The sequence below is a fragment of the Clostridium sp. OS1-26 genome, assembly GCF_030915445.1.
Lineage (GTDB): Bacteria > Bacillota > Clostridia > Clostridiales > Clostridiaceae > Clostridium_AM.
This window is the reverse complement of the sequence record NZ_CP133264.1, coordinates 4,927,618-4,940,798: the sequence shown is the minus strand read 5'-3', so window position 1 is coordinate 4,940,798 and position 13,181 is coordinate 4,927,618. Positions and strand designations below refer to the sequence as shown.

The 13,181-nt window shown below is 30.9% G+C and carries 13 protein-coding genes; 10 read left to right on the top strand and 3 right to left on the bottom strand.

Annotation, left to right across the window (positions count from 1 at the left end):
- The first annotated feature begins 60 nt into the window (after positions 1–60).
- Entirely contained in the window at positions 61–1,041 is a 981-nt protein-coding gene (locus RCG18_RS24470) for a serine hydrolase domain-containing protein (protein WP_308038591.1), read from the top strand.
- Positions 1,042–2,416: 1,375 nt separating this feature from the next.
- On the opposite strand, the gene RCG18_RS24465 is transcribed toward RCG18_RS24470, so the two are convergent.
- Positions 2,417–3,877, bottom strand: a complete 1,461-nt coding sequence (locus RCG18_RS24465) for a dienelactone hydrolase family protein (RefSeq protein WP_308038590.1) — start codon at positions 3,875–3,877, stop codon at positions 2,417–2,419.
- A gap of 165 nt (positions 3,878–4,042) precedes the next feature.
- Here RCG18_RS24465 and RCG18_RS24460 point away from each other — a divergent pair, with 165 nt between their 5' ends.
- From RCG18_RS24460 to RCG18_RS24445, 4 genes are all read left to right on the top strand, one after another.
- On the top strand, positions 4,043–4,729 hold the full coding sequence (locus RCG18_RS24460; protein WP_308038589.1) for a response regulator transcription factor: 687 nt from the start codon (positions 4,043–4,045) through the stop codon (positions 4,727–4,729).
- A complete protein-coding gene (locus RCG18_RS24455; RefSeq protein ID WP_308038588.1) occupies positions 4,726–5,172 on the top strand; it encodes a HAMP domain-containing protein in 447 nt (148 codons plus the stop codon). The genes RCG18_RS24460 and RCG18_RS24455 overlap by 4 nt, the downstream gene beginning before the upstream one ends.
- Positions 5,151–5,765, top strand: a complete 615-nt coding sequence (locus RCG18_RS24450) for a HAMP domain-containing sensor histidine kinase (RefSeq protein ID WP_308038587.1) — start codon at positions 5,151–5,153, stop codon at positions 5,763–5,765. The genes RCG18_RS24455 and RCG18_RS24450 overlap by 22 nt, the downstream gene beginning before the upstream one ends.
- Before the next feature lie 656 nt (positions 5,766–6,421).
- A complete protein-coding gene (locus RCG18_RS24445; protein ID WP_308038586.1) occupies positions 6,422–6,934 on the top strand; it encodes a hypothetical protein in 513 nt (170 codons plus the stop codon).
- 182 nt (positions 6,935–7,116) lie between these two features.
- Here RCG18_RS24445 and RCG18_RS24440 read toward each other — a convergent pair.
- Together RCG18_RS24440 and RCG18_RS24435 are read right to left on the bottom strand one after the other, a co-directional pair.
- Positions 7,117–8,261, bottom strand: a protein-coding gene (locus RCG18_RS24440) for an IS3 family transposase (RefSeq protein ID WP_308038585.1) whose coding sequence is annotated in 2 segments (ribosomal slippage) — positions 7,117–8,003 and positions 8,003–8,261 — 1,146 coding nt in all. Because the reading frame shifts where the segments join, the coding sequence is not laid out codon by codon here.
- Between the two features lie 133 nt (positions 8,262–8,394).
- On the bottom strand, positions 8,395–9,264 hold the full coding sequence (locus RCG18_RS24435) for a type II CAAX endopeptidase family protein (protein ID WP_308038584.1): 870 nt from the start codon (positions 9,262–9,264) through the stop codon (positions 8,395–8,397).
- A gap of 431 nt (positions 9,265–9,695) precedes the next feature.
- Between RCG18_RS24435 and RCG18_RS24430 the strand changes: the two genes are divergently transcribed.
- The 5 genes from RCG18_RS24430 to RCG18_RS24410 all read left to right on the top strand — a co-directional run bounded on the left by RCG18_RS24430 (position 9,696) and on the right by RCG18_RS24410 (position 13,109).
- A complete protein-coding gene (locus RCG18_RS24430; RefSeq protein ID WP_308038583.1) occupies positions 9,696–10,283 on the top strand; it encodes a GrpB family protein in 588 nt (195 codons plus the stop codon).
- A gap of 14 nt (positions 10,284–10,297) precedes the next feature.
- Complete coding sequence (locus RCG18_RS24425) at positions 10,298–10,696, top strand: hypothetical protein (RefSeq protein ID WP_308038582.1); 399 nt, start codon at positions 10,298–10,300, stop codon at positions 10,694–10,696.
- Between the two features lie 125 nt (positions 10,697–10,821).
- Positions 10,822–11,586 (top strand): MerR family transcriptional regulator, encoded by a 765-nt coding sequence (locus RCG18_RS24420; protein ID WP_308038581.1) that lies wholly within the window; start codon positions 10,822–10,824, stop codon positions 11,584–11,586.
- Between the two features lie 61 nt (positions 11,587–11,647).
- Complete coding sequence (locus RCG18_RS24415; RefSeq protein ID WP_308038580.1) at positions 11,648–12,379, top strand: ABC transporter ATP-binding protein; 732 nt, start codon at positions 11,648–11,650, stop codon at positions 12,377–12,379.
- Positions 12,366–13,109: an ABC transporter permease gene (locus tag RCG18_RS24410; protein ID WP_308038579.1), complete on the top strand. Its 744-nt coding sequence runs from the start codon at positions 12,366–12,368 to the stop codon at positions 13,107–13,109. The genes RCG18_RS24415 and RCG18_RS24410 overlap by 14 nt, the downstream gene beginning before the upstream one ends.
- Positions 13,110–13,181: the final 72 nt, after the last annotated feature.

The window sequence follows — 13,181 nt, the reverse complement described above, 5'->3', positions numbered from 1 at the left end:
AGCAATTTGCACTCATGTGGAAATATAGTCTATTAAATTCTAAGTAAGGAGAAGAGAAATATGAATAAATTGGGAGATAGTGTAAGTAGATTTAGTGGAAGTATTTTTGTAGCAAAAGGTAAGAAGGTTCTCATTAATGATAGTTATGGATTTGCGGATAGAGAAAAAGGAATTAGGAATGAGAGTAATACAAAATTCTTAATAGGGTCAATTTCTAAAATATTTACAGCAGTAGCAATAATGAAATTATATGAAGAAAAAATGTTAGATATAAATGAAGCAGTAAACAAATATTTAGACGTAGAGAAATTAGAGGATGATATAAAAATAATCCATCTTTTAAATCATACATCAGGATTAAAAAATTTTGTTTTATGTAGAAAAGAATTTAATTTATATGAAGACAATAAACCAGATGAAGTAGTTGAAAAAGTTTGTGGCATGAGTAGAAGTTTTACAGCAGGTAAAAGGCTTTCTTATAATAACACAGGTTATGTAATGTTAGCATTAATTATAGAAAAAGTTTCTAAGGTAAAATTTGAAGATTATATATCAAATAATATATTTTTACAATTAGGCATGAATGATAGTTCTTTTATATCAAAAGATAATAAAGATATAGCAAGGGGTTATAAGAGAGGTAGAGTATCAAATTTATTTCATCACAGTGCATTCTTTGGATGTGGAGATATCATATCGACAACTGGAGATTTAAGTAAATTTATATGGGGAATAAACGAAGGTAAGATTATAAATAAAGACTTAGTTCGAGAAATGCAAAAAATACATTCAAAGAATATTACGTTAAAATATGGGTATGGATTTATGATAACAGAAAAATTTGGAGAAGAAGAAATTGGGCATAGTGGTAGCATTCCAAAGAGCTATGCATCTAAGTTATCTTACTATCCTAAGAGTGACTTAATAATAGTAGTATTATGTAATGATATAAGAAGCGTAAAAAGATTTATTCCAGGGGTTATGGCAGCACAGTATATAGGAGGATATTTGCATAAAAAAATAGGTTGTAAAAATAGGTGATGTAGTATCATCAATGGCTTTAAATTTATGAGCCTCAATATGAGTATTAATTTCACAACATTTTTAAAATGTAAATTAAGTTAGGCAAAAGCTTCCCTTAAGATTTGTAATATTATCACAGCAAAGCCTAATTATAAAATGTATGTACATTGAACATGACAATTAAGATAGGTACCACGCACTAAGTTATCCAGTTATACTCATAAGGAGAAAAACCACCGATACAGCAGCACGGTGAAGTTAAAATAATCCTATAGTTTTGATATCTAATACGGAAAAGTATGGTACAGTTTAGTTAGAACTTAATTTGTCATTGAAAACTATTACGTATAAGAGAGGATGAGGAATATGAGTTCCTTGATGATGCATTATTATATTTTCAACGAATTAAGTAAGAGTTTAAAAGTAAACAAAAATAGATTTCTTATGGGGGGACGTTGTCAACTGACATTTCTCATTTAGCAAAAGAACCTAAAAACAAATCTCATTTCATAACAGTAGACGAAAATGGAGTAAGATTTGTGAATTATTATGATTTCTATAAGAAGTACAAGCTCAAATTTAGTAATAGTAAATAATTATAAACTGTAAAATAATATTCCTAATATAGGCAAGCTAGAAGTTGAGGATGTAATGAAATTAGTGGAAATAGATGAGATAAATATAAATTTATTACCCCAAATGTTGATTTATAATAAAGATTGAATCCCCATAGTAGTTGCAACGTGGCATCGTTCTATAGCTTGTTTCAGAAATTGAGCAATTTTAGCGACTATCATCATTTAGGTTTATACTTAAAGATGATAGCTTTTATCGACTCAACTTCTGAATCCAAACCTAGTCAAAATGTGAAGCTATAGTATTGGATAATAAAGGGTGAAGTCAGAGTAACTAATGAAAGCCTATATTTCTGCAGCTAGCATGTGTACCACAGTCAGTAATAATGCTAATATGCTAGTAAATCCATGTATCTTCTTCCAATGCCTATTAAAGAATGAAAGTTTTTTTAAATACTTACCATATATACCGCTAAAAATTACTGCAATGTAGAGCAAAAGAAGGATATAACTTAATGATAGCCTTATGCTCTGAAATCTGTTTACTACATGAACTAGGGTTAGAAAAAATGAAATATACCCATAAATACAATGCAGGCTCACTGCTCTTTTATAATCCTTAGCCAAGTCGTTCACATGGCTTTTATCTATGTTCCTAATTTGATTTTTGATATTTTTGAATCGAAAATAATAAAACCCACTTATAATATAAAACATAACTGCAAGATATGGCGACAATTTAAATATTATGATCATTTACTATTTATCCTCCTTTGTTTATTATAGTTAGTTAGCATATTTGTGCCTATTTGCAGGGCTTACTTATTCACGGTTAAATTGACTTCCGGGTATTTGGTAACTAAATTATTAAGTTGTGTGTTTCCCTCTTGTTTTAAATAACCATCAAAAAAAGCAATGCTGAATTCATTTATAATTTTGTGGACTAACCGAGGATTTTCGCCTCTACCCCCTAAAATAGGACGCTGTAGTAACGGAGAATAAAGTGTAAAGTCAGAGTAACTAATATGTGTTGTTTTTGGAATAAGTATAGATAGTCCACCTCCGGCTAGTGCATTTTTTAGTCTTTGATTATATTCTTTTCTGGGAGCCTCAAATAACTGACGATCTGCTTTTCCACCACTTTTTATAAAATCTTCGTAAGTGCTATTATTTTTATCAGTGGTCTCTTCTGAAAGCATCATGAGAACCGGTTTTCCAAGTCCACTTTTTGGTACTGGCGAGCCATAAAGCCCTGCATCCATTCCAATAGCTGCCTTCACACGGGAGTCCTTCATTAACATCTGTATGCTTATAGCACCTCCAAATGAATGACCAAATACTCCAATTTTATCCATCGCCATTCTGCCTGTAAAGCGTCCACTGTCATCTTTACTATTGAGATCCTCAAGTTTCTTGAGAACAAAGTCAAAATCATCGTTCCAAAGAGGAATGTGCTCATCAAATTTGCTGTAGCCACTCAGTTTTTCATCAGTTTTATTGGCAGCGACTCTACCATCCGGAAAAACTACAGATGCGGCATCATAAGTGTAATCAATACCTACAACAATATAGCCGTGGCTTGCAAGTTCCTCAACCTGGAACATGTTTTGATTTCGAAAACCTAACATTCCATGTGAAAAAATCAGTATTGGATAGCTGGTCTTTGAGTTTGCCAAAGATGCTTCAGGAACAGCGTATGTTTTAACAAACTCAAGACTATTTAAAATAAAAGATGGTACACCCAGCACACTTGTTGGTACTGCCTTTAGCATTTTTGAAGCGTTTTGAATATAAGGACTTTGTGCCTTTCTATTACCATCTTTTGTAGGATACCAAATTTGAACCATCAACTCACGTTTATCCTTTGGGCTATTTGAATATGGCTCTTTTCTTGTATTATCCACCCAATGATAAACTTTTGTACCAACTAGATATTTCCCAGTAGGTTTTTCTAATGTGAATACTGGCAAAAGAGTAGGTATTGCTATTGATATTAATAAAAATAAAGTCAATATTGTGGTTTGAATAATAATAGTACGTTTACTCATAGAGTTATCATTTCTTCTGTACAGAAAATAATATCCTGTTAAAATAATAGGTATCAAATACACAGGAATCATTTCCCAACGACCACCTTCCGCCACGAGCTGCATAGCAACAGCTCCAAATGCCACCGCTAAAGTGATGACAATATTCTGTCTATACCGCTTACCGCAAATAATATACCAATACAATAATGTAAAATTAAGAACGGTTAAAGTTATTTCTAAAGGTCTCATATTTATCTTCCTCCCAAAACATTAATATTTTCTTAGTTTCATATTAAGGAGAATACATTAACATTCTATCAATAAATTTATTAAGATTTATTAAGATTTTCTACATGGGTTTATTGCAGTTTCTAATATGATATAATGAGACAATACTAAAGGAGGACTTAAAATATGGATGAAAAAATATTAATTGTAGATGATGACGAAAAAATTCGAAATTTAATCTCAATTTATTTAGAAAATGAAGGCTATAAAACAATAAAGGTAAGTAGTTCCATAGAAGCCTTAAAGATATTAGAAGAAGATAATGTTGATTTGATTATGCTTGATATAATGATGCCTGAGATGAATGGTATTGAAGCATGTATAAGAATACGTGAAGAAAGGCATATGCCTATCATTATGATCTCTGCAAAGTCAGAGGATATGGACAAAATTTATGGTCTTAGTTCAGGTGCTGATGATTATATAACAAAGCCTTTTAATCCAATGGAACTAATAGCAAGAGTAAAATCGCAGCTAAGGAGATATAAAAAATACAATAAGGATGCAGTTGTAGATAATACTATAATTGAAATTGGCGAGTTAACTATCAATATAGATACGCGTATAGTTTGTATTAGTGGTTCTGAAATACGTCTTACACCTAAAGAATTTGATATATTGGAACTTTTGGCAAGAAATAAGGGAATTGTGTTTAGTGTAAGAAAAATCTATGAATTGGTATGGAAAGAGGACTTTTTAAAATCTGATAATAATGTAATCGTTCATATAACTAAAATAAGAGAAAAGATTGAGCCTAACCCTAAGAGCCCCATTTATATAAAAACAGTTTGGGGGGTAGGTTATAAAATATGAAAAAAAGTGTAATTACTAGCAAAATTGGCATTAAGCTTTTGCTCTCCATCTTAGTAAGTCTTATTATGTCAATGTTTGTAAACGTGTTATTAAATTTAACAAATCTTTCTGCAGTTATGCCTGAACCTTTAGATTTTTTCCTAACATTAGGGGCATTTATACTCTGCTTTTTGTTAATTATAAATACAAAAGTAAAATATATTAAATATATAGCAGAAAGGGTGAAGAAAATATCTAACGATGAATTAGGTGCTATCATTGAAATTCGTGGAAATGATGAACTTGCAGAGCTTTCTGAAAGCATCAATTTCATGTCAAAGGAGTTAAAATACAGAAAAGAAAAAGAAAAAGAAATAGAAGAGGCTAAAAATGAACTTATAACCAATGTTTCTCATGATTTAAGAACCCCCTTACTTCTATTGTGGGATATGTTGATTTATTAAAAAAGAAAGAATATAAAAATGAGCAACAACTAGATGAATATATTGATACTATCTACAGTAAGTCCCAAAATCTTCATATACTAATAAATGAATTATTTGAATATACAAAACTTACAACTCCCGGGATAAAAATCAATTATAGCAACGTTAATTTAAGTCAATTATTAGAACAAATAATTGGAGAATATATTCCTATCTTTAGTAAAGAGGATTTAATAATTAAAGGAGACATTCCTGAGAAAGATATTTATGTAAAGGTTGATACAGAAAAAATAGTTAGGGTCTTTGACAATATCTTAGTAAATGCAAAAAAATATAGCTGTAAGCCTTCTGATATTCATGTAAAACTCAGTTATGGCAATAAAAAGGCCCTTGTATCAATCTCAAATAAAACAGATAAAATGCTAGTAGGAAACCTAGATATGCTTTTCGAAAAATTTTATAGGGTAGATACTTCCAGGAAAGATGATGATGGTTCGGGGCTTGGTCTTGCTATTGCAAAAAGAATTGTGGAATTGCATGATGGAAACATATGGGTTGAATACAAAAATCATATTATTACGTTTAATATTGAACTATATACACAAGAGTAACTAGACATTTTGGAGAAATCGAATATGTCTTTTTTTACCCTGCTTTTTAGAATCTTAATATTTTCCTCACTGGTTTCTTAATGTTTAGATGTTATTGGGGTCTCGTCAACATTTCCGACAAAACCCACACTAAGGAATAAAATGTATAATTTTTAATAATTCGCCTTCGTTAAGCTATAGTGAACCGTACCACAAGTGACGTAGACTTTTGTGGATGGAAATTTGATAGAATGTGTCTTAAATATTGAAAACCAAGGATAATGTTAAACGTTTTTGCATCTTGAATTAATTTATAATTATAACAATGTTAAAAAGACTTATATCATTAATTAGTAGTGATATAAGTCTTTATTTTTTTATGTGCACTAACTTTTTCATATATTACATAACAACAAAGGCAACATAGAAGAGTTAAATAAAAATAAGATTAAATACTTCTACAATATTGGAAAAAAATTAAAATCTCTATGATATAATTAAACATAGATTTACTAAGTTCAGCAATTAAAGAAACAAATTAAGAATATAATTATTGATTACAAAAGAAAGATGTGAAATCACAATTATATCAGCAGGCTACCTACATTAGTTAATAGTATTTTTCAACTTTTAAATAAAATAATAAACAATAGCTGATATTGAAAGGAGAAATTTTTATGTATCATGATTTGTCAGATGATTATAAATCAAGAGATTATTTAGTAGCAATAGTATTACAGGACGGAGAATATTTTGGGGATATTTACTATGAATATAGTTATGGCGGATATGGATTGGGAGTTAATATAATGGAGGATATATTGCAATATATTAAGAGTTTAGATTGTGAGAAAATTGATGATTATAATTGTGAAGCATTACTACATAATGATATTGGATTAAAAGCAGATATAAATGGAAATGACATTCATTTTGTATTGAGAAATAATGATGGAGATTTACTTGAAGAATGTATGCCATGGGATAAATTAGAAAATTATATTGTTGGATACAATATGATTAAATGTGATGGACATGGAAAGAAAAAGGAAAGAAGATGGTGTGGTTCATGTATGAATTTTATTCCAATCGAAGGAAGTGCAAAAGGTACTTGTTTGGTACGTAAAGATAAAATTCAAAGAAGTAGAATAATATGTGCTTTTCATTATATAGAAAAAAATAATCATTGAGAAATTAATAAAAAACTTTATTTAATCTATGAGATTTTATGATATATTACTATAATATGTTAATCAAATAAATTTGAAAAAATGATTAGTTAAGTAAGGGGTTGGGGTTATGAAATTAGATGGGTTGGTAAAATTATATAATGGACTTGTCCAGCTTTTGTAGACACAAAGTTAAGTAAATTTTATGAATTCAATTCTTCGAATTGGGATGGAGAGAGATATCCTAATGAAGAATGCATTCTCTTAGTATTATAATATAATTCAATATACTTAAAGATTTCTTTTTGAGCTTGCTCAGGTGACTCGTAATGAGCGTCCTGAATAAGCTCTCTCTTTATAGTTCTATAGAAAGATTCCATTACTGCATTGTCATACGGATTTCCTTTTCTACTTTGACTATGAACAGCTCCATACTTCTTCAATAATGCTTGAAATCTTCCTCCTGTGAATTGGGAACCCTGATCTGTATGTACAATTAGGTCGTTTTTAGGATGCTCCTTCCCATATGCCTGCATAAATGCACCCATTACAAGAGTTTCTTTCATTCGATTATCCATAGACCATCCAACAACTTTTCTTGAATATATATCTATAAACACTGCAAGATATAAGTTGCCTTTTTTCGTTGGAATATAAGTAATATCACCAACCCAGATTTTATTTCTGCCATCGGATTGAAAGATTTGGTTTAATAAATTTGGTCTTTCAACAGCATTTACTTTTTGATTATAATGTTTATAGCGATAACGACATCCTTTAGGGAAAAGTTTCATATTTCTCATTAGACGAGACACTCTTTTTCTATTAACATGAATTCCTTTCTGTTCTAGAGCTTTAGCAATTCTTATTGAACCATATCTACCTTTGTTTTCCTCGAAAATTTGTTTTATTTCCTTACTTAACACTTCGTTTTGTATATCCCTTTTTGAAGGTTTATGATTTAAATATTTATAATATCCAGCTCGTGATACATTTAATGCTTTACACGCCTTCTTGATATTGTACTTATCATGGTTTTCTTTCAAGTACTGAAATCTTACTTGTTCTTTCGCTTCAAGAAGGCTTGGTATTTTTTTAATAGTTTTAATTCCTTCTTTAGCTCATTATTTTCTTGTCTCAGCTTCTTTATTTCATACTGACACGAATAGAGCGCAGTTCCATGACCTGGGAATGCACTCTCTCCGTATTCTTCATATTCACTTATCCACCGATATAAGGAATTATAATGAATAGATAATGCTTTTGCTGCATCAGCAACAGACATATCATCTTCTTGTACTAACTTAACAGCTGCAATTTTAAATTGTTTATCATAACTTCTTCTCATAAAGCAGACCACCTTTTTACATTTTTCTCTTATCTTGGTGTCTACTTTATTATACCATTTCCAATTTATAGTTATTTCTACTGTGTACTTGACGGGGTGCAGTTCATTCAATTAAACATGAGTTTTTTTAACTTTATTGACTATTTTTGTTTTTAAAATATATTTTAGCTAGAATAAAACTTAATATCAAAATAAGAGTAACAACTAAACCACCTTCAGGTCCAAATTTACCTCCATTTAATATACTCTCATGTAAAAACTGAGTTTGATATAACCCCTGAGTCTCACCGCCGCTCAACTGAAATCCCCAGATATATCCTTGAACATAATTCCATGCAATATGAAAACCAACAGGCATCCATATGTTAGAGGATTTCAAATATAAGAATCCTAAAAGAAGTCCAAGTAGAAAAATATTTATTAATGCTAGAGGCTTAATGTTAGGATTCCCCATATGCATTAGAGAAAATATTAAAGAAGATACTATCAAAGCCATAAGTTTATTTTTTCTATCAGCAAGTATCGTTAAGAGGTATCCCCTAAAAAATAATTCCTCGCTAAAGCCCACAAACATATTTATAATTAGACCTATTATGAGACTTTGAGATATTTCTGGTGATGAAAGGCTATTAACTAAATAGGAACTTCCGCAACCTATCAAAATAATAAAAACAAAAGTCATGGATATAGATCCCCAAATTATTCCACTAACTATACTCCTAGATCCTTTTTTTACACTTATCAAACCCAATTCTTGAAAAGGCTTTTTATCTATCCATTTCCAAAAAGCTAGCGGGATTAATGTAAATGAACCGTCTAAAATTATTTTTTCTAGAATAGTAAGCCATTCATTTTTAGGTACTTGATCTTTAAAGAGTATGTGCAATAGAGTGCCGTAAAGACTGGAGAATAGTATGATAGATAATATAACTGTTATTAGTGCAAGCAAAACCTTGAATCCGCTACGTAATTGAGCGTCCTTGTTAATAAAAATTGATTTCATAATAAAATTAACTCCTTTATGCAAAAAAATATAATTAAAAATTAACTATCACATTCGATTCGTTAATACATTAATAGTACTGGATAAATATTAATTTACACTTAAGAATTCCATAGGAATTCTTAAGATCAATTTCAATAAAAGTATTACTTTATTGTGAAAAATTAAAGGACAGTGGAAGATGATTGTGATTAAGAGAATTATGTAAATAGCAACCTAGGATGAAAGATAAGTCTAGCAGACAGTAATCTGGTACATTTACAATTGATATTAGTATAAATTATAGGTGACAGGCACATAAGTTATAAGTTTTGGCTAAATTTAAAAATTATAACTTATGTGCTTATTTTGAGTATTTGGATATGGTAGTAAAAATCGCACTTGTTTAAGGTACGGTGAACCGTATCATAAATGACGTAGACTTTTTTGAAATGATAGAATTTGTAAATACTAGACACCGAATATGGAGCGGAATTCACTTTGGTTCTACTGCAATTAGAGGGATGAGTACAAAACCAATAATCGATATTATGATTATTGTTGAGGATATAAACAAGATTGATGAATACAATGATAATATGAGTAAGCATAAATACTGCATTAGGGGAGAAAGTGGGATTGAAGAGAGAAGATATTTTGTAAAATTGACCGCCGATAATTCTGGTAATCATACGCATCATATACTAAGCACATATAAAAAAGAGGGAGCAACGTATTTAAATATTTCTTTCTCTCCCAAACGTTATATAGGCGGGGAAGAGCCTGGAAAGTTTATTGAAGATAAATTGCCAGACATGTTCGCGGTTGCATGCGAGCTATATGGCGATGGTATTGATCCAAAAGAATTTGAAGGATTTTGGAATTTTTACGAATCTAAAAAAGGTCTTATCTGGAGAAAAGTAGTTGGTGATAACATTATTTATGTTAAACTTGGAAAAAACCCCACCATGAATTTTACTACGGTTACTTCTGCTTCTGTTAGCATCCTAAAAAAAGCTGGGCTGATTTTTCAAGTATAAGTGCAGTCAAATTTATGCTTTGGGGAAACCAGGATGTTTCAATAGAAGAACATATTTCAACGGTTGGTGACATTACAGAAAACAAAGCAGTTCCAATAAAATCTTGCTATATAGTAAATAGTGATATTGTTGATGCCAAAAAACTTGCCGAAATGGCAAGTTTGCCAGATGAAAAGGAGATATTTTCAAAGTTACATCGTTCATATTCAGTACCCAAAACTGGTGAATACATTGTAGCAACAATTGAAGACTCATCTGGAAAAATAGAAGTCATTTTTCCATCCTTACAAATAAGTGAAAGTGAATTTAAAGAATTTAAGTATTTTGTAGTATATGAATATACTACAGATAAAGGCAGAGAATTTTATTTGCTTAACGCGACTAGATCATTAAAGGGACAAGCATTTAAATAAATCTTATAACAGATTCATACACTAGAAAAATTTCCTGATGAAGCACACAAGAATAATAAACTATACACTGTAACACCAGACTTAAAACCTGCGTTATGATAGAATTAAATGGAGGTGATAATGCAATGGAAAATAAATATAAGACAGCACAGGTAGCAAAATTAATAGGGATACATCCTAATACAGTACGATTGTATGAGAAACTAGGATTGATATCTAAACCTCAAAGATTATCCAATGGATATCGAGTTTTTTCAAATTTTCATATTGCACAATTTAAGCTGGCGAGGACAGCACTTAAAGTTGAAGTACTGCAAAGTGGTCTTAGAAAAAATATGATTAATATTATTAAATTATCTGCCAAAGGTGAATTTCAAAAGGCAATCGTATGTACTAATAACTATATAAATCAGGTTAAAATAGAGCAAAAAAATGCAGAAGAAGCTATTGAAATTACAAAAAAATTGCTTTCTGGTATACAGGAGAAAGAAAATAATGTATCTTTAACAAGAAAACAAACTGCAGATTATCTGGAAGTTACAATAGATACGTTGCGAAATTGGGAAATGAATGGATTACTTTCTATAAAAAGAAAACAGAATGGATATCGGGTATACACTAAAAATGATATTCAACTATTGAAGATAATACGTACTTTACGTTGTGCTAATTATTCCCTTTCGGCAATTTTACGCATGATAAGTGCAATATCAAATAACTCAGAAATCAATATACGAGAAGTCATTAATACACCTAAATCTGATGAGAATATTGTAGCAGTCTGTGATAAACTACTCACTTCACTAAGTAGCGCAGAGTTAAATGCAAATTGCATTTTAAGGCAGCTAAAAGCCATGCAAGAAAATTTTAATATGAACCCTACAGTTTAACACCAGACTTTGTTTTGGTGTTATTCTCTTTTATGTATTAAGAAATAGGAGGTTTATAAACATGGAAACAATTAAAATTCATGGCTTATGCAAATCATACGGAAATACACAAGCTGCAAATAATGTTAGTATATCAGTTAAACGTGGCGAAGTTTTCGGATTGCTTGGTGCTAATGGAGCGGGGAAAAGCACGACTATTGAATGTGTTTTAGGTACAAAGAAATTTAATAGTGGGTCAATTTCGATTTTAGGAATGAACCCACAAACAGAAAGAAGAAAATTATTTGAGCGAGTTGGAGTCCAATTTCAAGAATCAAATTATCAAGATAAAATAACAGTAGCAGAACTTTGCGAAGTTACACAATCCCTGTACAAACAGCCATCAGATTATGCAGAGTTGTTAAAACAATTTGGTCTTTTGGATAAATGCAAAAGCCAAGTGAGTGAGCTTTCAGGAGGACAAAAGCAGCGCTTATTTACTATACTTGCTTTAATTCCTAATCCAGAAGTTGTATTTTTAGATGAACTGACAACAGGGCTTGATGCTAGAGCAAGGAAAGAGGTATGGAAAGGACTTTTGAATTTAAAGAAGAAAGGGCTTACTATCTTTTTAACCTCGCATTTTATGGATGAAGTAGAAACATTATGTGATAGGATTTGCATTCTTAAAAAAGGAGAAAGTATTTTCTATGGAACTGTGCAAGAAGCAATTGCAGGAAGTCCATATGAAAAGTTTGAAGAAGCTTATTTATGGTATACAGACGAGGAGGTAGTTGATAATGAGAGCATTTAGAACAATCTTAAAAACAGAGATGAAATTGTCCTTGCGTGGGATGGATATGTTCATTTTTGCAATTTGTATGCCGATAGTTGTAACAATCATTCTTGGTATTATCTATGGAAACAAATCAGCCTTTGATAGTGCAGGATATACATTTTTAGAACAATCATTTGGAGCTATTACTACAATTGCAATATGTGCAGGAGGCGTGATGGGGTTACCACTAGTGGTGTCCGACTATCGGCATAAAAAAATTCTAAAGAGGTTTAAGGTAACACCTATAAGTCCTGTTATAATTTTAGCGGTACAGTTAGTAATTTATGCATTCTATTCTATTATTTCGCTCATACTTGTTTATGCCACAGCAGCAATTTTCTTTGGTTTTCGATTCAGCGGTTCATGGTTTCAGTTTTTGGGTTCCTACTTACTGGTAATGGTATCCATGTTTAGCATAGGTATCATGGTAGGAGGTATTGCTCCAAATCTAAAGACAGCAAGTATTGTCGCAAGCGTATTATATTTTCCTATGTTGATTTTTTCAGGAGCAACCCTACCATATGAGATTATGCCGACATTGCTTCAAAAATATTCCGATGTATTACCCTTAACACAAGGAATAAAGCTTCTAAAGGCGACTTCCCTTGGTTTGACTATAGATGGAGTGATGATGCCTATCATTATAATGATTGCTCTTGGAGTCATATGTACTGGTGTAGCTTTTAGATTTTTCAAATGGGAATAATACCAATTCTCAAAACCGATGTGAGGTTTGACTCAATGAGAGAAAAGCCTACTATGGAATCTTAATATAATC